Origin of the sequence: Paraburkholderia bryophila (assembly GCF_003269035.1) — a bacterium.
In the GTDB taxonomy this organism is placed as follows: Bacteria; Pseudomonadota; Gammaproteobacteria; order Burkholderiales; family Burkholderiaceae; genus Paraburkholderia; species Paraburkholderia bryophila.
Window position 1 is genome coordinate 212,788 of record NZ_QLTK01000007.1, and the last position, 25,867, is coordinate 238,654.

The window sequence follows — 25,867 nt, forward strand, 5'->3', positions numbered from 1 at the left end:
CACTCCTTCACTTTCAATGGCTGCCTTGGGACACCGCCGCGGTGTTGGCGACCGGCGCGGGGCCGTCCATGCCCGGCGGCAGCGGCGGGATCGACGGAATAGTCGGAATCTGCGCACTGACCGCGCCGCCGCGCGATGTGCGCGCCGACGCCGGCAGCGCGGGTGAACCGGTCGGAAACGCCGGCAGTTTCAGCGGCGCCGCCGCATGACTCACCGGATCGACGCCCTGCAATTGCAGATTGATCATCAACTGCGCGGTGCTGGCCGACGACAGCGGCGGCGTCGCGGCGCGCGACACGCCCGCACTCGACGCGCCCGAACCAGCCGATGCGCTCGTGGCCACGGACGCCGCAGCCGCCACGCTCGCCGCACTCGCAATCGGCACGCTGAAGCGCAGCGTGATGCCGTCGGCGGCCGCCGCGCCGCGCTCCATCGCGTGCTGCTGAACCAGCCGCATCAGCGCCCAGGTGCCGCCCGCGCTGAAAGTCGCCGTGCGGCCCTCGACATCCGGTGGATTCGGCACGGCCGGATTGACGTACGGCGCCCAGCGCGACAGCTCGGCCCACGTCAGATCGAGTGCGAGCGGTTGACCGGCGACCCAGTCGAGTCCGCTCTGACCGTTCGGATAAACGGCCGACTGGCTTGCCGAACTGAGCATCCAGCCGACCAGTTGATCGGCGCCGCGTTCGGCGCTTTGCCGCACGTTAAAAGCAACGTTCAGATGTACGCCGAGACTGCCGTCGGCGCGCAGCGTCTGCGCGAAGAACTTCTGATCGTCGTCGAGCTGGTCGAGGAATGCACTGGCCGCCGTGCGCTGCGTTTTCGGCAGCCGCGTCAACTGCGCGCGCAACGCCGCGCTCTGTTGCGCATAGACGGCGAAGAAGTCGCGCACCGCGAGCGGCGACGCTTCCGGCGCACCCGCCAGGCCGAACGGATAACGGCCGCCCAAGGTCGCGTCGAACAGCGAGAACAGATTCTGAAACGCCACGGCGTCGCTGCCCTGACACAGCGATTGCGCCACCTTGATCAGGTCGCGGCGACGCGCGGCGAACAGATCGTTGGCGCCGTCGTCGGTGGCGCTGGCGGGGTCCTGCAGACGCGCGTTGCAATTCTGCGTCGTCATGCCGTTCAGCCGGTCCACGAATAGCGACGCCAGTTGCCCCATCTGGCTCGCCGGATCGTTCGACGGCACGTAGCGGTTCACCTCGGCGATCGAATTGCCCCAGTACGCGGCGGTCTGCACGTTCGGACTGTTGGCGGGTGCATTGCCGGAGTTTTGCGCGAGCGTCGCGAACGGCGCGGCGTACGCGGCCAGCACCTGGGAACGTGCGACCTGGCGCGCGAGGTAATCGCGCGTCACCGGCACCGTGCCGAGCTCGAAAAACTCGCCGCCGGTCGTGTCGCTCTGCGGCTGGTACAACTGGCTCTGCACCGCGAGACTGCCGACCGTGGACAGGCGGTCCGCCGCATACTGCTGCAGGCAACCGGACAACGCACTGAAGCCCTTGCTGAAGCCGAACTCGCTGTAGGCGCGTTCCACCTGGATCAACGGCCCGAGCGTGCGCGACAGATCGCGGCTGGCCTGCGCGAGCGCCTGTTCGTCGAACGGCACCGCACTCAACGCATTCGACGTCGTCGCGGCCGGCCAGACATCCGGACCCGGCGGCGGTGGACTTTGCGCTTCGAGCAGCGCGTCGTTGAGGGAATTCTCCAACTGCGTGGCGGCGATCTGCGCATACAGCGGACGCGGCCCCGCCACCGGCAAGCCACTCGACGCCGGCACCCTGGCCGGCAGGAACGCGAACCGCTGCGCGAAGCGCCGGTATTCGTCGATGTACGCAGCGGCATCGCCGAGCGGCCCGGCATTCCAGCTACGCGCGCCGTTTGCGCCCGCGCCGTTGATCGAGCAGGCGAAGGCCGTGCGGCGCTTCGTGACCTGCATGAAATGCAGTTGCGACAGCGCGGCGAGGCCGGCGAATTCCTGCGTGAACGACGCGTTGAACGCGCGCCGCCCCTGCTCCCGCACGATCAGCGGGTTATACGGCGGCACGGAAAGCGCGTCGAGCTTCTGATAGACCTCGTCGTCGCATTCGGCCACGGAGAAGGTGCTCGCGGTCGTCTCCAGCAGCGCGGCATAGGGTGACGCGCGCGCGGCCTGGGTCGCGGTGGCGCCCGGCACCGAGCGTCCCGACGACGCATCGACCAGCACCAGTTGACGGATCTGTTGACGCAAGTCGGTGCGGATCTGCCCGCACAGATTGCGCTGCGCTTCCTGCTCGACCGCACCGAGCCAGTTGTCGCGCGTCCACGCGAGCCACGCGACCAGTTGGCGCGTCTGCGCGGCAGGGTCGCCATGACCGGTCTGCAGATCGACCAGCAGTTGTTGTCCGGAGCCGGCCTGCGTCACCAGCGCGTCACGCAGATCCGTTTCCATTTGCGCAAGCTGGTTGCGGTAGCTGGCGGCAAGATTCTCCGGCAGATCGGGCCGGTAGTCGGTCGACGCCGAACTCAGCGACGCGGCCAGCAAGCCGCTGTCGCCGTCACGCATCACGAGCGACACCGGCAGCCCATACGCGAAGTTGACGAGCCTCGCGAAGCGCATCACGTCCTGTTCGGTGGCGGCGCCGGAAAACGGCTCGGCGATCTTGTAGAAGGTGCCGAGGCCGGCTTCGAGATCGGTCACCTCGCGCAGTTGGCGGTTCAGGCGGCTGCGCGCGTTGCGGGCGTCTTCACCGGGGTCGCCGGTGATGCGGGGCGCTTCCGTGCCGCGTGCGCTCAGCGCCTTGGCGCGCACCGCCAGTTGACAGCCGAGCCCCGGCAGCACGAGGCCCGCGAAGACGCGCCCCGCCACCACCTGCGCCGCGCCGTCGCGCAAGGGATGCCAGAACCACGGCCACGACCACGGATTGGCCAGATCGAAAGAGCGTGTATCGAGTTCGTGGACCGACATCAGCACCGTCGAGATTTCGCTTGCACTCGGACAGACGCCGCCGCTGTACGGGCGGATGGTTTGCAACTGGACCAGCGCGCGGTCGAGCTGGCCGACCGTCTTGTAAAGGCGCGCGCCGGCGAAACCCAGGGCGATCGTAAGCGCGGCGGCCACGCCGAGCGCGGCGACCTGGAAGCCGCGCAGATAGCGGTTGCGCGACCATGCCGAGGCACGCACCACGCGCGCATTGCCGCGCTCGGCGAACACCTTGTCGTCGAGCAGGCCCGCCACGAACGAGACGTTCGCGCTCGCGCCGACCCCGGCGCCGTCGAGGTCGCCGGTGAAGTAGACGCCGCGGCACAGATGGCCGGGCCGGTCGAGCGTCGCGCGGAACGCACCCGCGAGCCATTGCGCGAGCGGCGCGCGCAGCTGGTCGAGACGGGCGGGAAACAGCAGCATGCCGTCGCGGTCAACGTCGTTCGCGATGGCTTGCGCGCTGGCCGCGGTGGCAATCTGCAACGCGCGCAATTGTTCGATCACCACGCGGAACGCTTCGTGACACCAGTCCTGCGGCGTGTCGTTACTGGCGAGCACCGGCGCCGACCAGCCGAACATCTGCTGGCGCAGCGCGTCGGGCTGCGCACGCCAGAACGGCGCGAAGCCGTCGATCCGGTCGCATTGCGTGACCACCACGCTGACCGGCTGGACGAAGCGGAACGCGTCCTGCACGTCGCACAACTGGCGATAGGCATCCGCGCCGAGGCGTTCCAGTTGATCGGGCGTGGCGCTCAGGAGGCTGCGCGCGGATACCGTCAGCACGATGCCGTCGGCTGGCCGTTCGGGACGCAGATCGACGAGTGTGCGCAGCAGCGTCTCCCAGCGCGAGCGCGCTTTCTTCGCGTGTCGGGTGGTAACGGCGGGCATTGGCGAGGTGCTCGCCGTGGCGCTGGCGGGCGCGCCCGTGGAAGCGCTGGCGGCGACGTTTGAAACGGATGCGCTCGAGGTGGAGCTTGCGGCGGCGCTCGAGGCTGCGCCCGCGCTTGCCTGGCCCGCTGCCACAACGCTCGTCGCCACCGCCGCATGCGCGCCCTCCGACGACACGCTGCCGTCGATATCGATCAGCACGCCGCGATTCATCACCGACACCGCGCTGCCCGGAATGCGCAGCGACGCGTAGCGCCGGTCCGGATTCGACTGTGCGAGCCGCACCGCCGCCGACAAGGCGAAGCTGGTCTTGCCCGCGTCGCGTTCGCCGAGCATCAGGATCCACGGCATGCGATAGCGCCACTCGCGACGCGTGCGCGCGTAGTCGAGCGCGGCGAGCGCGGTGCTGATCCAGCCAGGCGCGGCACTGTCGTCCGCATCGGCCGACGACGCGGCGGCAGCACTGCGCGGCGCATTGCGCGCGCGCCAGATCAGCAGCGCGGCGATCACGCCGAGCACGAGGCCGATACACAGCAAGATTCTGAATACCGCGCTCACAACACCTCTCCCCGTGGCGTAGGCTTCGACGCGGCCGCGCCGGTCGTCGGGCCGCGAGTGGCTTGCGGCGCGGCGGCCGCTTTGCTCGCGCTCGCGGTGGTGCTTCCGTTCGCGGCGGCGCTTTCGTTTGCGGCGGCGCTTCCGTTTGCAGCCGCGTTTACCGCCACGTTTTCAGCTACGTTTGAAGTCACGTTCGCAGTCACATTCACACTCGCATTCGCACCCGCGTTCGCACTCCCCGGCGCCGCGCTGATCGCGCCCGACGTCTCGGTCGGGCCGGACCCGGCCTCGCCATCCGCCACCGCCGCCTTGCCGATCTGCTGTTCCGCGCGCACGCGCTGCGCGGTGGGGTCGTCGGCGACCAGTTGCCTGAATGGATGCATCACGATGAACCAGATAGCCGCCGACACCAGCAGATACGCGACCAGCGCAAGCCGCGCCGCGTTGAACCACGGCGACAGCGGCGCGAGCCGGCAACTCGCCGGTTCGGGATCCTGCGGGCCGATGGTGTGTTCATAGGCCTGCTCGAACGCGTGGGCGGTGGGGTCGTCGCCACGCACATCGGTGACGAACTTCACCAGTTCGTCACGGCGAGCCGACAGCGCGGCCGCTTCATGATCGCCGCGCAGCGCGCCGCGAAAACCTACTTCCAGCGCGCCGAGCAGCACCAGCCCCAACTCCGCATGCGCCTGGCTCGGCAACGCCACGGCCAGCAAACTGTCGATCAAACGATAGAACCGCACGCCTGCATTGCGCGTATCGAACAGCGCGCTTTCGAGCATCAGGTTGAGCCATTCGCCGCTGCCGGCCCAACTGACTTCGAGCAGCAATTGCTCGTCGGCGAGCGCGGCCATCGCGTATTCGGCGTCGCGGTAAATGCGCAGCAGATCCGGCGTGCAATCGCGCTGCACCGTGCGGTATTGCTCGCGCAGACATTCCACGAGGCGCGTGTGGACCGCCGCCGCCGTCAGCGCCGCGGGCACGGCATGGCCGGCCGGCAATGCCGCCAGCCCGTGCTTGATCTCCACCAGCAAGCCGTAGAAATCGCAGAAGTAGGTGTAGAGCGGCAGCCGCGTGCGCAGCTCTTCGCGCTCAGATGTGTGCATGCCCCGCATCCTCGCCGTTGCCGCTTGCCCGTGGCGGCTGCGGCTGACCTTGCTGCGCCGGTCGTTGTGTCGACTGCTGCGTCGATTGTTGCATCGGCAGTGGCGCCGATTGCCGCGCCATGTCGTTGTGCGTGCCGTGGGCACCGTGCGCGCCATGACGTCCTTCACGTCCGCCTCGCGTTTCGTGGCTGGCCTGGGCGCCGCCCGGCTCGCGGTACAGCACGATGCCGCCCGGCGCATGCGTGGCCGCATGGCGGCCGCCGCCGCGGATCGTCAGCGTCTCGCCCGGCGCAAACATGTTGCGCATCACGTTGTCGAGATCGAACGCGGCGTTGCGGATCTCGTAGTACAGCCCCGCCGGATTCAGGCCCTTGCGGCGCGTGTCCGACGACTTCACCGAGGCCCCCGGCATGCGTCGGCTGTCGAGCGGATCGAGCAGCTGCGGCTGGCTGATCGTGCAGCTCTCCAGCCAGCGTTCGAGGTCGGCGCGGCTCTGTGCGGCCGACGGCACCACCTCGACCAGCAAGGTGTCGCCCGCGTCGAGCGGCAAGCGCAGCGAAAACTCGCCGCCATCGTGGCGCACGAACGGCAAGCGTTCGAAACTCGGACGGATCGCCTTGACGTGGTCTTCGATAAAGCCGAGCGCGGCGTCGAACCCCGGCTGGCAATCGAAATGGTCGTACGGCGGCAGCACCGGCGGATCCGGCAGCGGATCGAGCGCGGCCATCTCGCCGGCCGCGCGCGCGAGCGACAGATACAGCGCGCGCGGCGCGACGTCGGCACCGAGGCCGAGCACGTCGAGATCCGGCAGGATCGCCGCGAGCCGGCGCGCGGCCAGCGCCAGAAAAGCGTCGCCGATCGCGGCGTTCAGAAAGGCCCCCTCGCCGACCTGCGCGATCTCGCGCAGCTTCATGCGCACGCTGTCGCGCAGCGCGCCGACCCGGCCCTGCAAGCTTTTGTCGCGCAAAAATTCCGCCGCGCCGAGCGACGCCATCGGCGGCAGATAGTCGGTGCAACGATAGGTGCCGAGCGACGTGCGTTCGAGCTGGAACAGCGGGCAGCCGGCCAGCAGATTGGTGCCGGGCGTCCAGCCCGTGTCGAGCCGCAGCACCGGCTTCAGCCGTGGCACCAGCACCGGCACGCGGCCGGTGTTTTCGTCGACGGCGGCCACGCCCGGCACCGATTCGTAACGCCGGTTCAGACTGCCGGCGGTGGCCGCCGTGTCGCCGCGCAACGGCAGCACGAGGGCGATCTGCGCACGGTCGCCGGTGGTGGTCAGCGTGCCGCTCACGTCGAGTTCGAGCGCGTGGTCGCGGGTTTTGTCGAGCACGATCGGGGTGCCGTCGTCGAGCACGCATTCGAGCGCGCGCACCGTCACGCGCCCCTTGCCGAGCAAGCCCTCGTCGAGTTCGAGATGGCGCACGCCGACGAAATCCGGATTGGCGCGCTCGATCAGATAGCGCAGTTGCGCATGCCAGAAGCGATCGTTCTGCTGCAGATGCTGCGGCGACAGCAACAGCCCTTCCGACCATTGGAGGCCATACGGCAGATCTGCGGGCGAGCTCGACTGGGTCATCATTTCCTCGATACGGCAAGTGCTGCGACGATGTTCATTACGGGCGGTTCAGCGGTGCAACTTTTCAAAGGCCCGGCGGCGCGGACGACACGCGCAATCACTGCGTGCCGTCATACGTGACGGTCTGCGGACCCAGCGTGATCACCACGCGCTTGTACTGCGTCAGATCGGCGACGCCCTGACCGGCCGGCGCCACGAAATTCACATAGCAATAGACCACCAGTGCCTTCTTGTAGCGGGCCGGCAACGGCACCGGCGCGCTGCTCTGGTTCGGCGGCAGTTGCACCGACACGGCCTCGACCTTCGGACCGAGCGAGCTCAGGAGCGCCGCGCGATGCGCGAACCAGTCCGGCCCGGTACGCGGCAGCACGGCGGCGCTGGTCGCGTCGTACACGTAGACGAAGTCGAGCGCGGTGGCGCTGGCGTTGTTCGCGCCGTTCTGCGCGATCACGGTTACGCCGCGCAAGGCGGTCTTCGTCGGTCCGAACCAGCTGCAGCCGGCCGCGAACAGCAGGCCGGAACAGACCAGCAGGCGGACTATCGGCCACACGTTCGCGAGCCGGGCCGATTGCCATTTCATGACAGCAGGATCACGCGAAACTGCGCCGGCGTGATCGACATGCCGACCGCGTTCGGCGGCATGCCGTTCTGCATCGTCATGGTGGTCAGCCGGGTCGCGAACATCACCCCGACCATTACCTTGAAGCTGCCGAGCAGTGGCCGGTCCGGGCCCATTTCGATCTGCGACACCACGCCGCCCGCCGAAATATCGCCGAGGCTGAGGGTGCCTTGCGTCATCAGATTTTCCGCAAGACCGCCGCCGAAGATCACGTTGAACACCGACGGAATGTGGGTGAACGACAGCGCGAAATTCGGAAACGGAAACGGGATCGGAATGGGCAGCAGTTTGCACACGTCGGGGAACGCGAAATTGAGCACGCCGAGATTGGTATTGGCGAACATGGCATCAACCCATCGAAATGCGGTCGGCGTCGACCTTGACGTCTTTTTCCGCGGTGACCATCACCTGCTTGCCGTGTTGACGCAGCAACTGATCGACGTCGAGCAGATAGTGTTCGCCGTGGCCCACGTAGTCCTTGAACGCATCCACCACGCTCTGCGCGACGCTGCGGAACAGATCGTTCGCCGTCACGCTCAGCCTGCCGGTCGCGGCCACGATGTCGGCGTCTTTCATCGAGCGCAGCGCGGCCCGCTCGGTCGCGACGATATCGATCGATGCCTGCGCGATAGTCAGCTTCTTCGCACCCGGCACGCTCAGCGTCGCCTCGGTTTGCGCCGCGCCGGCTTCGGCGTTGCGCGCGAGAATGTGCACGATGTAGCGGCTCGTATCCGCGCGCTCGACCACCAGCACGGCGTCGCCGACCCGCGGTTCGAGCAGGCAGGTCAGCGCGGTCGACGCGATCCGGCCGTCGTCGAGCAGCACCCGTCCGCCGTCGAGTTCGACCGCGACCGCCGCCTCCTGCAGATGGGGCGCGAGCGGCGCGGCCGGCCGGTGTCTCAGCAACTCGTCGTTCATCTAAGGGTCTCCAGTTGTAACGTGGGGCGCTCGGCGTCGAGCAGCGCCGTATCGGTCGACTTCATCCGGTACGTGTGCGCGCCCGCGAACGACGCCTGCTCGAAGCGCGCGTCGTGCAGGCTCGCGTGTTCGAGCCACGCGCGCTCGAACGAGACGCGCGCGCCGCGCGCATGATCGAACTGCGCATACGAGAGCCGCGCGTCGTCGAAACTCACGTCGATCAGGTGGCTCTTGTGCCACACCGTCTGTTCGAGTTGCGCGCCGTTCAGGCGCACCCGCGTGAGCTGCGCCCGCGCGAGCATCGCGCCGGTGAGCGTGGTGCGCGACAGATCGACATCGCTCAGTCGCGCGTCGAGCAGCAGCGCACGTTCCGCGCGCAAGCCGTCGACCCGCGTGCGCGCGAAAATCGCCTTGCTGCAATTCGCTTCGGTCAGCGTCGCCTCGCGCAAATCGGTGTCGGTGAAATTGCAGCCTTGCAGCGTGCAGCGCACCAGACTGATCGCGGGCAAAGCTAGGCCCGAGAAATCGCAGTCCATCAGCACGGAGGTCTGCGCCGTCAAACCGCTCAGGTTCGCCGCGCGCAGATCGGTGTTCGCGAGCGCCGCCTGATCCAGCCGCGCGCCGCTGAAGCTCGCGCCGCCGACCTGGCAGCCGAACAGCACGCTGCGCAGCAGCGTCGCGCCGTCGAAGCGTGCGCCGCTCAGCGTGGCGGCGGAGAGCGTCGTCTGTTGCAGGCTCGCGCCGCGCCAGTCGGACGCGGATGCGTCGCATTGCATCAGCGTCAGATACAGCGCGCTGGCGCCAGCCATTTCCATCGCGACGCACGCGCAACCGATCAGCGCGGTGCGCATCAGCGTCGCCGTGCCGAGTCGCGCGCCGGACAGGTCGCAGTCGAGAAACTTCGCAGCGCTCAGATCCGCGCCGCTCAGGTCGGCCCCGGCAAGACGAACGTTCTTGAACACCAGGCCCGACCAGTCCACGCCGCGCAGAGCCGCGCCCGTGAGATCGAGGTCGGTCACCGGACGGCCCAGCGCGCGCTGCTTCGCAATCGCGGCGAAGGCGGCAGCAAGCGCGGACGCCGAGATCGGCGCACCAATGGGCAACGGTTGCGCGCTCATGCGATCGCCCTCCTGCCCGCTTCGAGTTGCACGTCGCGCAGATCGGCGCGGGTGAACAGCGCGTCGCTGGTGTCGGCCTGATAGAGACAGGCGGCGACGAGCGACGCATCGGTGAAATTCACCTCGCGGCACACGGCGCGAAACAGGTTCGCGCGCTCGGCGCGAGCGCCCGTCAGGGTCGCGGCGGTGAACAGGCAGCCGCTGAACTGACCGTCCGACAGTTGCGCGCCGGACAGATCGGTGCGGCCCAGATCGCACGCGGCGAGTGTCGCGCTGCGCCAGTCGCTGCCGCGCAGCGTCGCCAGTTGCCAACTGCAATGTTCGGCGCGCAAGCCGGTCATGCGTGCGTTCGACCAGTCGGCACCGGTGCCGCCCCCCGGCACGTCGACCAGCGTCGCGCCTTCGAACGAGGCATCGATCAGCTTCGCATCCATCAGCACGGTTTTGCGCAACGTCGCGTTGGCGAAGCTCGCGCCGCTCAGGTCCGCGCGCATCAATACGGTGGCGGCCAGTTGGGCGGCCTGCCAGTCGCTGGACGGCGCGTTCGCGTTGAGCAGCACGGCCTGGGTCGCCGTCAGGCGTTGCAGCCGTGCGCCGGCGAGACCGATACCCGAGGCGAGGCAATGATCGAGACAGGCGTCGCTCAGATCGGCTTGCGGCCATTGCGCGTCGAGTGCCCAGGCCCGCGTCAGGTCAGCACCGCCGAAACCGGTCCGCGCGCCGCTGCTGTGGCACAGGTTCGCGTCGACGAGCGTGGCGCAGGTGAAGTCCGCGCCGTCGAGTTGCGCGCCGCTCAACACCGCCCGATCGAGGCGTGCGCCGCTCAGTCGCGTGTTGCGCAGATCGGCGTTTTCCAGTTGCACCTCGCGCAGATCGGCGTCGGACAGATCGAGACCCGACAGGTCGATGCCGGCCAGATCGCGACCGGCGAGCAGCACGCCGGCGCGATGCCATTGCTCGACCTGCCTGCCGAGCCAGCGCGCGAGGTCGGGCGGCAACGGACCGTCGGGATCGGTGTAGCGCAAGCTCGCGCGGCGCGAGGCGCGAGCCTGCGCGGGTTGTGCGGCGAGTGCGGCGTCGAGTTGCGGGACGCCGGTGCTTTCTGGTGCGGCAGCGGCGGCCGGAACCGGGGACGCTGCGTTGCGGCTCGGCGGTGTGAGACCCACCACGGGATCGAGCGGCACGAGGTCGACGGCCGCGACGCTGATCCGCGTCCAGGCGGCTTCACGGCGCGCGGCGGGGTCGGGCGCGGCGGTGGTTATGCCGGTAGGCAGTTCGGGTAACGAAGCCCGCAGGCGGTCCGCTTGCGCGCGGGCCTCGGCAATCATGTCGCGTGCGCCGTCCAGCATCGGCGCCAGATCGAAATCCGATTCGGCAATCGCGACGCTGTCGAGGCGCGGCAAACGGGTCGGCTTGGTAGGCGCGTCGGTGACGGCGGTCGCGGCGGCCGTCCCGGCCGTAGCCTGGGCCACTATCGCAGACGGCGGAGTCATCCCACTCACCGCATAAAACTCCGCGAGCTGCGCATCGAGCTGCGCCTGTTCCGCGGCAGCCGCCTGGTCCGCGCGCGCGGCGCTCGCCGCAGCGCGCGCGATGCGGGTCGGCGCGTCGAAATCCGCGGCCAGATCCGACTCGTTGAACAGATGCGCGGCGGCCGTCGCCGGATCGGTGCGCCGCGCGAACACCTGCGCGTAATGCGCGAACGAACGAGGCCGGTCGCGATGCTCGTAAGCGACCATCAGCGCGTCGATATCGAAACCGAGCGAATGCGCGTGCGGCGTCTCGCCGTGGTACATCGCCACGCCGGTCAGCAGATCGGGAAAGAACCACACCGTGTCGAACCTGAGCGCGACTTCCTCGAGCGACGCCGCGCCGCTGCGCTGAATGAAACCCCGCGCGACCAGCGGCGGCACCTGCCCTTCGATCACCTCGCGCTGCGGATGCATGCCGCACAAACGGTACGGTTCACCACCCCGCAGATACGCGGCGAGCCACTGGTCCGCCGGCGCGCGCTGGAATAAGGCGGGCGTTGCGCTCGACGAAAACCCCGGCGCTTCGTGCGCGAGCCACTTCGCGCCGTAGCGCCCGGCATGCCGCGAACGCGTCTGCCAGTCGAACGCGAGCGGGCCGAAGCCGGCCGGCGCGTAGCGAACCCAATGACGCCGCACCGGTGTGCCCGGCAGTTCGAGATTCGGCATCGGCCGCGTGTTGACGCCGGCCAGCGCGGCGAAGCGGTTGCGCTCGTAGCCGCAGCCCACCGGATTGTCCGGGTGATGCGCGCCGCCGAACGCGTGCGTGTACGCGAGCGGCATCGACACGAACGGCGTGGGCGCGTCGATCCGCAACCACGGCGCGTAACGCCACACGCGTTCGCCGATCACGTCGAGCGTCTTGTCGACGCCGGCCGCGCTCAGGCTTACCTGCATCCGTTCGACCGGTTTGCCTTGCGGTGCATATGCGTTGCCGGACACCAGCAGTTCAGCGCGCGACTTCGGCAGCACTTCGTCGAGCGGCTGGGTGACGCCTTGCGTGGCCAAGGTTTTCAGCACGCCGGGCCATTGTTCGTTTTCCATCGCGAACCGCTGGACCGCCGCCTCGCCGAGTGGAAAAAAGCCCAGCGCCGAGACGACGAAACGCCGTTCGCCGCCGATCTGATACGAGCGGGTCAGCGTGCCGAGGCCGAGCGGTTTGACGATTTTCATCGGGCGCTCACAGGTAGATCTGGATCACGCCGACGATCGTGATCGTCGCATTGGACATCTTGATCTCGGGCACGGCGGCTTCCTCGGAGATCCGCAAGCCGGGTCCGGCCAGGGAAATCGTGTGACTCTCCGAGGAGATCGTCACCTGACTCTGGATGCCTGCCAGCGTCACGTCCGAAGTCACGCCGGACATGTTGACGCGGCTCGATGCGCCGACCATGCTGACCGAGTTCACCGCGCCCTGCATGTCGACCGAGTTCGACACGCCGACCATGTTGGTCGACGTCTGCACGCCGGTCATCGACATCGACGACGAGATGCCGGTCACGTTGGTCGTATCCGACATGCCGGTCACGCTCGTGCTGTTCTGGCTGCCGGTCAGCGAACTGGTGTGCGATGTGCCGGTGGTCGAATTCTCGGTCGACGAGCCGACCACATTGGTGCCGTGCGATTCGCCGATGATATTGCTGTTGATCGAGACGCCGGTGGTGCTGCTGTTGGTCGACTTGCCGGTGAGCGAGGTCGACTGGTTTTCGGTAATCGTCGACTTCGACGCGCTGATGCCCGTCACCGTGTTCTCGGACGAAGAATTACCCGTCACGGTGCTCAGATTCGTCACATTGCCGGTGCTCGACGAACTGCCGTAGGTGTCGCCGAACACGTCGTTCACGCTCACACTGACCGCCCCCGGATCCGGCGACGGCGACGGCTGCACGGCATCCGGACTCGACTTGCCGACCACGCTCTGGTTGTACGTGCTGCCGACCGCCGAAAAGTTCTGCTGCTGCAGCGCCCAGCTATGTCCGTAGCTGCTGCCGTACGAATACGACTGGCTCAGCAGACCGCGCTCCTTTTTTTCCGAGGTCGCGTGGCTGAAGCTCGCGCCTTGCGAGTAGCTCGCATCGCGATACTGCCCGCTCGCGTACGCGCTCGTCACCGTGTCGATCGCGGTATCGAGCGTGCTGTCCGTCGCCTCCGACGACGCCCCGAAACGAATGCTCTTGCTGTCGCTGTATGAGGTCGAATAATTGTTGCCGACCGAGGTGTTCGCGGTCCAGCCCGACGGCGTGACCACGCGCGAACCGTTCGCGTGCACGATGCTCTGGATCTCCGGCAACTCGGACTCGTCCTGCGCGCGCGCCACCACCACGGTCACACCCACTTCCGGCACGGTCTGCATATGGCCGGCGAGTTTCACCCACACCGGCTGGGTGGCCGCGTTGACCGCGCGGTCGGTGGCGAAGTTCACATAGACGCCCTTCGCGTTCAGCGTGGCCGGGCTCGCATCGCGATCGGTCTGATTGCTCGTGACCATCTCGAAGTTCTGCTTCGTGTAGTAGCGCCAGTCTTTTGGCGCGGTGCTGCCGTCGGCATCCACCACGATCGCCAGCAGCGAGCCCTGCTGCGTCTGTTCGATCGAGAAAGGCGTGATCAGGCTCGACGGATCGGTCGCGCTGAAGGTGTTCTGATAGTCGCCGTCGAGGCTCGCTTCGTGCGACACCTGGGTCAGCACGAAGCGCTGTTCATCGAGCGAGGGCTGGATCGTCATGCCGGCCGCGCCGCCCTTCGGCATCCGCAGCGTGAAGCTGTGACCCACGCGCATTTGCGCGCAACTGCTGGTGCCCGAAAAACGCTCGGCGGAACCGCGCCGCGACGCTTCCGACAAACCCTGCGTCTCGCGCGCCTGCCAGTCGCTCACGCCGTACTGGAACTGGCGGTATTGCGTGAACGGCAATTCGCCCGGCTCGGTGGCGCCGGCCGCGAAGGTCTGGAACGTGGGAATCGCGTCGACGTCCCACGATTCCTGCTGACGCGCCAGCACACACTCGACGCCAGTCGTCACCAGCGACTGCTCATACGTGTATTGCGACACCACGTCGGCTTGCGCGAGGCCGAGCGCGCTGGTGTCGCTCGATGTGTAGCGCAGCGGCCGGTCGAACGGAATCGACGGGTATTGCGCGCGGTTCGAGAACACCACCGTGTGGCTGTTGCCGGTGTGCGTGAAGCAGTAGTAAATCTGCGCCTTGCCCATCAGACGCTGCAACAGCGCGTAGTCCGATTCGCCGGCCTGCATCCAGTCCTGCAGGCGGGTCTGCGCGAGGTTGTGATTGCCGCCGATCCCGTTCAGCGAAAACGTCACGTCGTGCTCGCGCATCAGCGTTTCGATCGCTTGCGCGACGCTCTGCTGCACCAGCATCCGGTAACGGTTGGTGAGCGTGAGTTTCCACAGCGCGGGCTTGATGGCGGCTTTGTATACGCCCGGCTCGCTCATCGAGAACGACGTGACGATGCCGTTGAACAGCGATAACGTCGGGTCCGGCGCACCGCCGCCGAGCGCCGTGGCGAAACGTTCGTTCGAGGCGCCGGCGAGCGCGTCGGGCATGCGGTCGTTGGGCAGCCGGAAATCCGGCCGGTCGATGCCGATCGTCACCGGCCGCCCGATCAACTGATCGAAGCGCATGACCGGTGCGCCCGACGCTTCCGTGTTGGCGCGCAGGTCGAGCTGGAATTCGAAAGGCTGCGAGACCTGTTCCTGGCCGCTGATTTTCGTCGCGCGAAAGGTTTCCGCGCCGACGGTGTAGCCGCCGGGCAGGAAGAACGCGACGTGCAGGAAGACGGCCGGCGCGGGCCGCTCGACCTTGTCGATACGCGTGACGCCGAGGGTGTCGGGCGTGCTCATTGCAACGGTCCTTGCGGGTCGCCCGCGATGGCGTAGCTCACGCTGCGCAGGTCGGGGGATGCATCCGAGCCCGCGCCGCCCGACGCTTCGGAGCGCACCGCCAGCCAGGCCGTCTGGCCGAGGCGCAGGCCGCGATAGCGCACACCCGCCGGCAACCCGGCCGTGCTCAGCGGCACGGCCGGTGCCGTGACGCCGCTGCCGGGCGTGGCGCTCAGCAACGACGCGGGCAAACTGGACGCGGCAATGCTCAGCTCGACGGTGCAGTCCACGCGCCGGTCGAACAGCAGCCGCACCATGGCGGCGAGTCCGGCGTAACCGTCGAGCGGCGCGTCGTTGTCGGCGGCCGCTTCGGCGGCGCTCTGGTGGTGATGCGGATGCGTCGCGCCGGCCTGGTTGAATGGATCATGCGGTTCAGGTGGGTCTTGCGGCTGCCACGGCGGCGGCAGCAGATTGCACAGTCGCTCGTAATCGACAGCGGGCACGCTCAGGCGTACGCCGGCCATCTGGTTCCACACCTGCGTGCCGAGCACCGCATCGCCGCCGAGCGTGCCCTGCTTGCCGAGCCCCGACCATTGCGCGGACGACAGCGGCCGCCAGTCGCCCACCAGTTGTTCCAGTTGCGTGTCCGGCATGCCGAGGTACTGGCGCAACGCGGTCAGCGCCGCGGTGGCGCTGCGGCGCGGGTCGGCCAGCGTGGCCGTCATGCCGAGCCACGCGCGGCGCGGCAGCACGATCTGCGCCTCCGCGTCGAGCGACGCCATGCCGGCGATGCTCGCCAGAAAATCGGCCTGCAAGGTGTCTTGCGGCAACGCGTAGTCGAGCGCGACGTCCTGGGTCGCCTTCAACTGGTGCCGCAGCACGTTGATGCGATGATTGAAGACGTCGAGAAAGGCGGCGAAGGTCTGGTCGTCGTCGCGCAGACGGTCGCGCACCCACTCCAGAAACGGCTCCGGCAGCGGCCCGAGTTCGCTCGCCACGCTGTAGTTCGGCGTGCGGATCTCGACCACCTCGCCGTTCTCGACGCTGGTCAGCGCCGTGGTCAACGCGGCGCCGAGCGTCGCGGTGGACGGCGCGTTGACCGCTGCGTTCACCGGCTCGTTCAGCAGCGCGTGCACGGCGGCGTCCGGCACATGACGCAGCGCGGCCCGGCCGCCCGGCGTATCCAGCAGATCGACGGCGTCGAGCCGGCGGCAACCCGTCACCTCGACGCCCGGAAACGCCGGCGACAGGTCGGCGGTAAAGCGCAAGCGGCGCGCGAAGCCGGCGAAACTACGGGTGTCCGCCTCGCCGCTCATGAGCCGCCATGTCAACAGCACCTTGAGACGTTTCCTGACGGACGGCCGCGACGAATCGCGCACGCGCAACAGGCGGACGAGCTGAAACACGTCGATCCGTTCGGGCCGATCGAACAGCTGTTCTTCTACAGAACCGGCTGGAGGCCGACGAGCTGAGGCCATTCGCGCAAGATCCCCTTGATATCGTTGACGCTGATCCGCAGCGCGACCCCGGCGTTGACCGCGCCGTACAACGCGAAGAAGTGCCGCAGCACTTCACCGAACAGAATCACGCTGCCTTCCGCGAAGCTCGCACGATCGAGCCACAGATCGACCCGCAAACCGTCGACAAAACCGCGCCACGCGTCGTCGCCCCGGCGCACCATCACACGCGCGGTGCGCATGTCGCGAATCCCGTCGATCTGTTTGAAGCCGCTTTCGCCGCGCATGCCGACGTGCTGTTTGAGCAGGTCCTTCAAGGCCGCCAGCGCGTGCTGCCCGTCGGCGAGCGAGAGCCGGTTCAACGCGAGTTGCGCGGCGAGCGCCCATGGCCGCGCGCCGATCAGTCGCGGCGTCTGATGCGAGGTCACCTGACCTACGATCGAGGCGCCCGAAATCGGCCCCGCGCCTTCGAGCCGCAACGGATCGCCCTGCCGCAACTGCTCCGGCAGATTGCGGTTGGTACAGAGCGCCGAACCGCCGAGCGTTTCGTCGGCGGGTCTCGCGAGATTGAAGGTAGCGTCCAGAAACGACACGTACAACTCGGTGCCCTGCACATCGCCCAATTGCGCTTCCTCGCGGCGTGTCATGTAGAAATAGTGCTGCGATTGCAGGCGCTGGAAATCGTCCATCGAGAAATACGGCGCCAGCGTGCGCGGCGGCTCGCCGGGCCGCGTCGAGTACAACTCGGTCAGCGAATACACCTCGCAGTAACGGTGATCGCCGGCGTTGCCTTGCAGGCGGTATTCGTAACGCGTGTGATCGAGCGCGATCGGCTCGAGCCGTTGCGGATACAGGTTGATCAGCGGCACACAGTTCAGGCGCAACAGATCGGGCGGCAACGTTGCGACCACGTCGAGCGTCTGCGTGCCGATGAACATCAGTTCGAAGGCGCTCGCGCCGCTCGTGAAGGCGAGACCTTCCACGTCGAAGAACAGGAATTTCTCGGGAAACGCAAAGTATTCCTGCAACAGCCGGTAGCCCGGATGCGTGTTGGCGCTGACCTGCAACATCGCTTCGTCCTGCGCGAAGCCGCGCCATGTCAACGCGCTCAACGGCAACTCCTGGCGCGCGCCGGACGGTTTGCCGTCGGCGCCGAGCGGTTGCGCGACGATCTTCGCCAGACCGAGCGCGAGCATCTCGTAGAAGGTATGCAGGTCGTTGGGCGCGCAGTTCAGGTAGAAGCGCAGCGTACCGAGTTGCAGTTCGCTCAGGGTGCCGGCGCCGGTGCGCCGCAGCGTCACGCTCAGCACCGAGCGCAGATTCGGGTTCTTCCAGTCGGCCGGATCGAGCGAGCGGCTGCTCGGCGCCACCAGATGAATCTGCTCGATTTCGAGCGGCACCAGCGGCGTGTCGTAACAGGTCATGAAACGGCACGCGACCGGATTGCCGCGCATGTCGTGGCCTTTCGCGGTCATCAGGCGCTTGCGCTCGAGCACCTGGCGTTTGGAGAAATTCGCACCGTCGGCCTTGACGTCGAGCGCGGCGATCGCCACGGACGGTAACGGCGCCGACAGATGCGGATACAGGTGATCGGTCAGCGCATTGGGCAGCGACGCCTGGCCGAGATCGAGCTGATAGCGCAGACGTCCGGCGAGAAACGCGAACGACTGCACCAGCAGTTCCACCTGCGGATCGGTGGAGCGGCCCTGGCTCAAACCGAGTGCGCCGGCCGCCGCCGGAAAATTGCGCGAGAAAATCGCCGCGTCGCCGCGCAGCGCCGCCAGCTCCGCGTTGAAATAATCGGCCAGCGTGGTATTGGCAAGCTTCATCGCAGCATCACCTCGAGCGCGGCGCCGGTGGCGGCATCGAGCAGCACGCGAAACGGCTGCGCGTCGGCGCTGCGCAACACACCCGATACCCGCAGCCGGTTCGGCATCAACGGATTCGCGTCCGGCACCAGCGTCACCTCCACCTCCGCGAGGCGCGGCTCGAAACGCTCGATCATCCGCTTCAGACGCGCGGCGTAGCGGGTCAAACCGGCCCCGCCGTTGGCCGACACGTCCACCACGTTGAGCATGCCGAAGCCGAGCAGATCGCTGGCGTCGCCGGCGCTGCGCGGACGCGTCGCGACCATGCGCTGGATCTGCTCGGCGACGGCCACGCCCAGATCCACGGGCCGGGCATGCGCCGCCGAGGTAGGCGTCGCGGCGGCGAGACGTTCGAACAGATAGCGCATGAAGCGTGAACCTCGTATGAAGCTGAAGCCGACAGGCGGTGCGGCTGCGTTCAGTCGGTGAACTGACCGATCGGGCGGTTGCGCGCGATCGACCAGCCGGTCGCGAGATTACCGGCCGGCATGGTGTCCGCGCGCTGCACCGTATACGTCCACAGGATTTCGGTGAAGTTGAGCTTGAACTGCTCGGTCGGCATGTCGTCCGGATGCGACTGGAACTGGATTTCGCTGATGATCGCGTCGCGCAACTGGAACGTCAGGATATTGCCGGTCAGCTCGCCCGAATTACGCGCGATATACAGCTTGGTCGGCTGCCCTTTGCCCTTGCCGAGCGGTTGCGCGCGCAAGCAATACTCGTAGAACTTCACCGAGGTCTTGTCGACGTACTTGGTGCAAGTGAACTCGGTGATGATCGGACGGCCCGAGGTCCGCGCCGAGTTGCTGACGTCGGTGGTGATCTGCTGTTTCATGCCCTGGTGAACCGACACGAGCTCGATACATTCGCCGAGCGCCAGCACCTTGTCGCGCCAGGTGTCGTCGATCAGGCTGCCGCCGTTGTCCCAGTTGTTCGGGCCGCCGAATACGTCGGCGTCGCCCGGCTGCAACAGAATGAGGTCCATCGTTGTTCCTTAACGTTATGAGCGATCAGCCTGCCTTGGGCAGGTCGGCCACGAGCCGGATCGAGGTGGTCAGTTCTTCGAGCTGGAAGTGCGGCTTCAGGAACATGGTTGCCTTGTACGAGCCTGGCGCGCCCGGCACTTCGGTCACCACGATGCTCGCCGAGCGCAGCGGATAGCTGGCCTTGATTTCCTGGGTCGCGTTGTCGTCGAGCAGCACGTATTGCGCGATCCAGGTGTTCAGATACGCTTCGAGCGTCGCGCGATTCTGGAAGCCACCCACCTTTTTGCGCACCAGCACCTTGACGTAATGCGCGAAGCGCGACGCGGCCAGCATGTACGGCAAACGCGCGGAAAGTTGCGCATTCGCGTTGGCTTCGTCGGACAGGTACGTGATCGGCTGGTTGACCGTCTGCCCGCCAAAAAACACCGCGTTGGCCGAACCCTTGCTATGGCACAGCGCGATAAACCCGAGGTCGCTCAGTTCCTTCTCGCGACGGTCGGTGATCGCGACTTCGGTCGGACAGAACAGCACCTGCGAACCGCGATCGGTGCGGTACTGGTAGAGCGGCAAACCGTCGACCAGACCGCCGCCCTCTTCGCCACGAATCGCCGCGGTCCACTGATATAGCGCGAACGCGTTGGTGATGCGTTGCGCCAGCGCGTAGGCCGCATTGCCCCACAGGAACTTGCTGTCCGAGTCGATATCGGCGAACTTCACGCCGTTCTGATCGGCGTCCACGTTGGTCGGATCGGTGCTCGGGCGCCGGCCGTCGCTGGAGATATCTTCGATGTAGTTGAAGCCGACCGGCGCGACCGTGTAGTCGTACGGCAGGCGCAACAACAGACGCGGCAGCACCAGCGTGGCGTAGCGCGAATCCTCGGTCTGACGGAATGCGTTGAACGAGATCCAGTCGTTGCCTTCGAAGATTTTCGCGAGGTCGCGCGGCTTGCCGAGTTGCGAATAATCGTCGAGGCCGAACATCGAAGGCTGCGCGCCGGCGATCAGCGGCGCGTGCGCCGCGGCGGCTACCTGTGTGACCTTGTTGAGGAACTCGATGTCGAGATCGGCCTTGCCGATCGGGTAGTCCATGATCAGCACGCTGAACGGATTGCCGCCCAAGGTGCCGTATTCCGCTTCGTACGTGAGCTTGAACATCAGGCTCTGATCGAACTCGACGGCGGTCTCCAGATCGTTCGACAGTTCGTCGCGGCGCGTGTTGAAGACCTTCAGCTTCAGCATCGTGCCGGTTTCGGTGTTCGCCACCAGGTTCGCGATGCTGCGCCACGTCGCTTCGAGACTCTGGAATGAATCCGAGTGCAGGATCGCGTCGATGTTGGCGCTGAGCTTGTTGTCGATATCGACGACGGCGGCGTCGATCCACTGTGCCGCGTGCATCACCGGAGCGGGCTGCGACTGCGCCGGCTGGGCGTCGATCGCGGTGAGCACCACCTCGTTGAAGTAGCCGAGCAGGGCTAGTGCGTCGGCCCAATCGGGTGGGGTTGCGGCGGGGGACGCTGCGGGGGTCGGGGTTGGGGTTGCAGACGGGGTTGCAGACGGGGTTGCAGATGGCGTTGCGGACGGGGTTGCAGACGGCGTCACGGCGGCGCTGGGAGTGCCGTCGGCTCCGCTGGCTTGAGTGTTGGCGCCCTGCCCGTTGTCCGTACCGCCTTGTGTGTTGTCACCGCCCTGGCCACCCGATGCTGCACCTTGCGTGCCGGTGCCTTGCGTACCGGTGCCTTGCGTGCCGGTGCTGTTGCTGGCCGGAGCAGGCGGTGGTGTCGTCACCAGATGGCTGAGCAATTGCGACAGCACGTTGTCCGGCGTCAATTGGGCCGGCGGCAGGGCCTTTGCGGCCGGCGTCACGCCGAGCGTGCGCCATGCGTCGGACGGCGATGGCGAGGTTGTGGCGTTTGTGCCGCCGGTGCCGCTTGTGCTGCCTGTGCCATTGGCGCCGTTCGAACCGTTCGCACCGCTCGAACCATTGGCGCCGTTCGAACCGTTCGCACCATTGGCACCATTCGCCCCAGCCGTCTGCGCCGACTTGTACTTATCCGCGATCGCCTTGCGCAACGGCGCTTGATCCGGTGCACAAGTCCGATCGAGCGCCGCGGCCAGTTCGTCGTCGATCTCGGCGCGCGCCTGCAACATCCGCACATTGGCGCGCGCCGCATTGTGCGCGGCCAGCCGGTCCACTTTTTTAACCACCGAAATCGGCTTGAAGTCGTCGAGCGTCTCGAACGTCAGCCTGGTCGGATCATGCTCGGGGCCGCCGCCGGGTGTCGTCGGCGGCAACGCCACCTTCGACAGGTCGACCATCGCGCCGGACGCCTTCATGATGTCGAAAATGTTGTCGCGATCGATCTCGATGAACTCGCGCTGCTTGTACGGTATCGGCAAATCCGCACTGCCCGCATCGCCGGAAAGATTCGCGAAGATGCCGACGATGAACGGCAATTGCGTCGCCCGTTGCGCGCCGCCGGTCTCCACCTCGTAGGTGATCTTGACACGCGGTGGTCGCACGCGCGTCAGCTTTTGCTGGACGTTGTCGTCCTCTATAAACCCCATGTGCTCGCCTCGCTTCAATCGGTTAAGAAAGAGAAGGCGAACCAGACCCAGCCTGATCGGATGCTTCTCTCGTCCATTCTTCATACAAGCTTTGTGCCAGCTTGCGGAAAACGTGGCGTGAGCCTCGCTGCGTGGGGTAGACGGCGCAAAGCGACGCGAGCGATGCAAGTCGCGCGATGAGTACGATTTCACCCAGGTCGACGGTCGACTCGGACGTTGAGAAAGTTCGCTCCGGTGCCGTGGCGCATGATCGATCCGGCGGTTTGTCGACCGGCAGGCGGGTGGGATGAATTCACCTCGCCGTGGGTCGAATCGCACCCCGCGTTAGTCGCGAATCGGCGCGCGTTTAGAGCAGGCGTGCGTGCGCCTCGCGCGAATGTGCGATAGGCAAAGTGGAATCGGGGCAATGGCCGAACGAACGCTGAAGCAGCGCTTCGGCGCTGATGGAAAATCGACAAACGTAGAAGACAGCTTCAGGCTCACGCGCGCAGTGACAGCGCCCGCTTAGCTCAGCCCAGCGCGCCTGAATCGCGCCGTGCGCGCCACAGCAGGCGGCTGCCGATCGGCACGCACGCCACCAGCCCTTGTTCGAACAACAACTCGAGCGCGGCCTGCGTGACATCGGGTGAAATCGCCGCGGCGTGCGTGCCGATCCAGACGAAGTGCACGCCTTCGACGGTATCGGCCGCGGCCGGATGATCCAGCAGATAGCGGAGGATTTGCAGCGCGGCGATTCGCGTCAGATCATCGATCACGATGCGATCCGTCGATCAGTGCGCGAACCGCGCCGGATTGACCCGCTCGTCAATTCGAGCGATCACGGGCCAGGCCGTGTTTGCGGACCAGTTTGCCGAACGCACTGCGCTCCTCGCCGGCGAGCCGCGCCGCGAGCGACAGATTGCCGTTCGACTCCTCCAGCAGGCGGCGCAGATAGTTGACCTCGAAGCTGGCAATCGCCGCGGCTTTTTCGGTTTTGAAACCACGCGGTACGTCGGCGCCGCCGGCCGAACTTGCCGAAGCCGAAGCAGAAGCCGCAATCGCAGCCGCTGCCGCCGCCGAAGCCGGGCCGACCGACACCAGATCACTATCGGCAAGCAGAAACGCGCGATGTACCGCGTTCTCCAGTTCGCGAACGTTGCCCGGCCACGAATGCTCACGAAGATACGCCAGCGACACGGCGTCGAAGCGCATTTCGTGCCGCGAATAGCGGCTGCGCAAGCGGTCGAGAAAGACTTGCGCGAGTTCGATCTTGTCGTCCGAACGCTCGCGCAGCGGCGGAATGCGCAGCGTGACGACGTCGAGCCGGTACAGCAGATCGCGCCGGAAATGCCGCGCTTCCACCAGTTCCGCGAGGTTCGCGTTGGTCGCGACGATGATCCGTACGTTCGCCTGACGGATGCGCGTTCCGCCCACACGGCGATACGTGCCGTCCTGTAGAAAGCGCAGTAGCGACGCCTGCGCCTTGAGCCCGAGCGCGTCGATTTCGTCGAGGAACAGCGTGCCGCCGTCGGCCTCGCCGATCAGCCCGGGACTGTCGAGCTTCGCGTCGGTGAACGCGCCGCGCTCATGGCCGAACAATTCGCTTTCCACCAGCATTTCCGGCAAGGCGCCGCAATTGACCGGCACAAAAGCGCATTGCTTTCGCTCGCCGAGATAGTGGATCGCCCGCACCGCCATTTCCTTGCCGGTGCCGGTCTCGCCAAGCACCGTGACCGGCACGTCCACGCTGGCGATCTTTTCGATTTGCCGTCTCATCGCGTGCATTGCCGCGGACGAGCCTAGCAGATTGAGACGAACGAACGGATCCATGCGCACCCCGGAAGCTGGTCTATAAATTTAGCGATCCGCGAGCGCCTCGCGGATAACTTCTTTTCTTGTAGAGCAACGCGGCGACGCCGCAATTTCTTATACAGCGTATTGCTGGATCGGACCTCGGGGCACAGGTCATTGCACGCATTTCGTCTATTCACGATATGCGTTTTAACGCATAGCGGCTTTCAATTGACTTTAATGAAATTGTGCTAATTGCATAATCGATATATGCCATCCCTGCACCGATGAACCGCAGCATAGCGAATCGCGGCGCGCGTAGCTAGAAGAAAAAACCATGAATGATTACGGGCGCTTAAAGGGCGCTTAAAGGGCGGTTAGCGGACGGTGGACGGACGGTGGCGAGCTTGCGGTGCCCTACGCGCATTACCCCGCATTCGTGCGCTTGCACATTGCGTATACGTCAATGCGTCGACTTTCGGTGACTACCAAAATTTAATTATCCGCAGATGACAGGCTGCTATTTCGTGCGCGGGCGCTCGTGAAGATGAGCAGTAATACATCGCTATATTTCGCCATCCAAAGCATTGATCTCTTCACATCGGAGCCTTCTCGCTCACCCTATTGTCAATTGCAGGTGCGTGGAGATTCGACGGGAAAATTCATCGCTCGAACTGACTTTGATCGCGGCAACGATGCCGTGGTGTTCTATTGGAAAAACGGCGGCGGCGCTATCGACCGACTACGCACGTTACACGCGCTTGCAATACAAACACTATTGCCGCGCGTGAGGAAACGACCGTGCTCTTAATCGGCGTGCGAATGCTGCGTGAGTACAATTCGGGCCTCGACCCGGACCGCCACTCTTCGGGGCAATTCACACTGAACGAGGGTCGGCCCTGAGGCAATCACTTGATTGCGCGAAAACCTGTATGGATGTACAGTATCTCACCATGGTGTCCGGACCTGCCGACGAACAGACGCGCAGGCCCCGGCACCCGCACTGCGGAGTCGTGACGCAGCGCAAACATGGGGCAAGCATAGGAGAAAACATGTTTCGATTTGCGATTCAAGGTGTATTGCTGCTGGCGTTCGCTTCGACAGCGGCGGCCAGCGAGCACTACATCGAGATCTGGAATCCGCCGGAAGCGCGGCTCCCGCAGGCATCGGCTAGCGGCAAGGGCATTGCGGGCAAGCGGCCACCCGTTTCTCGCCATGCGTCCAGAGCGGCGCCACGCCGGGTTGCAGATGCGGTTGGGCAATCCGTTCCAGGCAAAAAACGTGTGTCGGATACCTTTAAAAAGCCTATAGCACCACGCCCCACCGACATTCCTCGCATCATGACGCCCGAAGGCAATGTGCTTCGCGTGAACTACACCGGTTCGCCGGTTCAGGTGGTGCGTTGAACGACACGTCCAACGCGGCAAGTATCGAGTCCGTGCTCGCCATCTGAGCCACGTAATTCACGTCACGTTAAACGACAGGCATCCAGACTTTTTCTCCAATCGGTCACGCAGCGAACACGCCTGGAAGAGCAGCCATGGTCGAACACCTCCACTCCCCGAGCCTGATCAACCGCCCGCTTATCCCCGCGACTTGACCGGCTTTTCCATGCACGCGTCGACGTCGACACTGTCCTGATCGTTGCCATGTGCGCGGCTCGCCAGCCGCGAATAAGCAGCGGCGAGTCGGCGGAGTTCGTCTTCAGAAGCGTCCTCGATACCGATCAATTGATCGTTCGCCGCGCGATGCGACGCGAGCAGTTCATTCAGCTTCAGATGCACCGCCACGCTGTCCTTGTTCTGACTTTGCTGGATCAGAAAAACCATCAAAAAGGTAATGATGGTCGTGCCGGTATTGATCACCAGTTGCCAGCCGTCGGAGAAGTGAAATAGCGGCCCCGTCACTGCCCAGACAATCACCGTGATCGCCGCGACGCCGAATGCGACCGGTGAACCGGCCAGCCGCGTGACCGAACTGGCGAAGGTGTCGAAAGCGCGTGTAATGGGGTGGCGTGTCGCGTATGCCGGGCTCGACGTGTCCGGCACGGTGCTGAGGCTTTCGGCGTAAGCGCCCGATTTTGTTTCTGGCACGGATGCCTCCGACAGTTGT

18 protein-coding genes are annotated in these 25,867 nt (G+C 66.1%); 1 reads left to right on the forward strand and 17 read right to left on the reverse strand.

The features are described from left to right. Positions 1 to 13: 13 nt before the first annotated feature. From BX591_RS14525 to BX591_RS14600, 16 genes are all read right to left on the reverse strand, one after another. Complete coding sequence (locus BX591_RS14525) at positions 14 to 4,411, reverse strand: type VI secretion system protein (protein ID WP_111932121.1); 4,398 nt, start codon at positions 4,409 to 4,411, stop codon at positions 14 to 16. Continuing rightward, entirely contained in the window at positions 4,408 to 5,517 is a 1,110-nt protein-coding gene (locus BX591_RS14530; RefSeq protein ID WP_167444551.1) for a DotU family type IV/VI secretion system protein, read from the reverse strand. Before BX591_RS14530 ends, BX591_RS14525 begins: the two co-directional genes overlap by 4 nt. Continuing rightward, a complete protein-coding gene (gene tssK, locus BX591_RS14535; RefSeq protein WP_167444552.1) occupies positions 5,504 to 7,093 on the reverse strand; it encodes a type VI secretion system baseplate subunit TssK in 1,590 nt (529 codons plus the stop codon). The genes BX591_RS14530 and tssK overlap by 14 nt, the downstream gene beginning before the upstream one ends. A 97-nt stretch (positions 7,094 to 7,190) precedes the next feature. Beyond that, on the reverse strand, positions 7,191 to 7,673 hold the full coding sequence (locus BX591_RS14540) for a hypothetical protein (RefSeq protein WP_111932124.1): 483 nt from the start codon (positions 7,671 to 7,673) through the stop codon (positions 7,191 to 7,193). Beyond that, positions 7,670 to 8,056, reverse strand: coding sequence for a PAAR-like domain-containing protein (locus BX591_RS14545; RefSeq protein ID WP_035558061.1), 387 nt, complete (start codon positions 8,054 to 8,056; stop codon positions 7,670 to 7,672). The genes BX591_RS14540 and BX591_RS14545 overlap by 4 nt, the downstream gene beginning before the upstream one ends. A gap of 4 nt (positions 8,057 to 8,060) precedes the next feature. Beyond that, complete coding sequence (locus BX591_RS14550; RefSeq protein WP_111932125.1) at positions 8,061 to 8,630, reverse strand: DUF3540 domain-containing protein; 570 nt, start codon at positions 8,628 to 8,630, stop codon at positions 8,061 to 8,063. Next, positions 8,627 to 9,748: a pentapeptide repeat-containing protein gene (locus BX591_RS14555; protein WP_111932126.1), complete on the reverse strand. Its 1,122-nt coding sequence runs from the start codon at positions 9,746 to 9,748 to the stop codon at positions 8,627 to 8,629. The genes BX591_RS14550 and BX591_RS14555 overlap by 4 nt, the downstream gene beginning before the upstream one ends. Next, positions 9,745 to 12,450 carry a DUF2169 family type VI secretion system accessory protein gene (locus tag BX591_RS14560; protein WP_111932127.1) on the reverse strand — a complete coding sequence of 902 codons (2,706 nt, stop codon included), beginning with the start codon at positions 12,448 to 12,450 and terminating at the stop codon, positions 9,745 to 9,747. Before BX591_RS14560 ends, BX591_RS14555 begins: the two co-directional genes overlap by 4 nt. A gap of 7 nt (positions 12,451 to 12,457) precedes the next feature. Then, on the reverse strand, positions 12,458 to 15,130 hold the full coding sequence (locus BX591_RS14565) for a phage late control D family protein (protein ID WP_111932128.1): 2,673 nt from the start codon (positions 15,128 to 15,130) through the stop codon (positions 12,458 to 12,460). Beyond that, positions 15,127 to 16,587, reverse strand: coding sequence for a type VI secretion system baseplate subunit TssG (locus BX591_RS14570; protein ID WP_111932129.1), 1,461 nt, complete (start codon positions 16,585 to 16,587; stop codon positions 15,127 to 15,129). Before BX591_RS14570 ends, BX591_RS14565 begins: the two co-directional genes overlap by 4 nt. Further along, entirely contained in the window at positions 16,551 to 18,395 is a 1,845-nt protein-coding gene (tssF, locus tag BX591_RS14575; protein WP_111932130.1) for a type VI secretion system baseplate subunit TssF, read from the reverse strand. Before tssF ends, BX591_RS14570 begins: the two co-directional genes overlap by 37 nt. Next, positions 18,392 to 18,802, reverse strand: coding sequence for a type VI secretion system baseplate subunit TssE (gene tssE / locus BX591_RS14580; RefSeq protein ID WP_111932131.1), 411 nt, complete (start codon positions 18,800 to 18,802; stop codon positions 18,392 to 18,394). The genes tssF and tssE overlap by 4 nt, the downstream gene beginning before the upstream one ends. Before the next feature lie 50 nt (positions 18,803 to 18,852). Next, positions 18,853 to 19,419, reverse strand: coding sequence for an Hcp family type VI secretion system effector (locus BX591_RS14585; protein WP_111932132.1), 567 nt, complete (start codon positions 19,417 to 19,419; stop codon positions 18,853 to 18,855). Positions 19,420 to 19,444: 25 nt separating this feature from the next. Further along, positions 19,445 to 21,985, reverse strand: a complete 2,541-nt coding sequence (gene tssC, locus BX591_RS14590; protein ID WP_167444554.1) for a type VI secretion system contractile sheath large subunit — start codon at positions 21,983 to 21,985, stop codon at positions 19,445 to 19,447. Positions 21,986 to 22,494: 509 nt separating this feature from the next. Beyond that, entirely contained in the window at positions 22,495 to 22,740 is a 246-nt protein-coding gene (locus BX591_RS14595; protein ID WP_111932134.1) for a hypothetical protein, read from the reverse strand. Between the two features lie 49 nt (positions 22,741 to 22,789). Then, positions 22,790 to 23,794: a sigma 54-interacting transcriptional regulator gene (locus BX591_RS14600; protein WP_111932135.1), complete on the reverse strand. Its 1,005-nt coding sequence runs from the start codon at positions 23,792 to 23,794 to the stop codon at positions 22,790 to 22,792. Between the two features lie 1,013 nt (positions 23,795 to 24,807). On the opposite strand from BX591_RS14600, the gene BX591_RS14605 reads away from it, so the two are divergent. Continuing rightward, the gene (locus tag BX591_RS14605; protein WP_111932136.1) at positions 24,808 to 25,161 is read left to right on the forward strand and encodes a hypothetical protein; all 354 of its coding nucleotides are present in this window, start codon (positions 24,808 to 24,810) and stop codon (positions 25,159 to 25,161) included. 177 nt (positions 25,162 to 25,338) lie between these two features. Here the strand turns inward: BX591_RS14605 and BX591_RS14610 are convergent, their stop codons facing one another. Further along, entirely contained in the window at positions 25,339 to 25,848 is a 510-nt protein-coding gene (locus tag BX591_RS14610) for a low affinity iron permease family protein (protein WP_244146971.1), read from the reverse strand. Positions 25,849 to 25,867 lie beyond the last annotated feature (19 nt).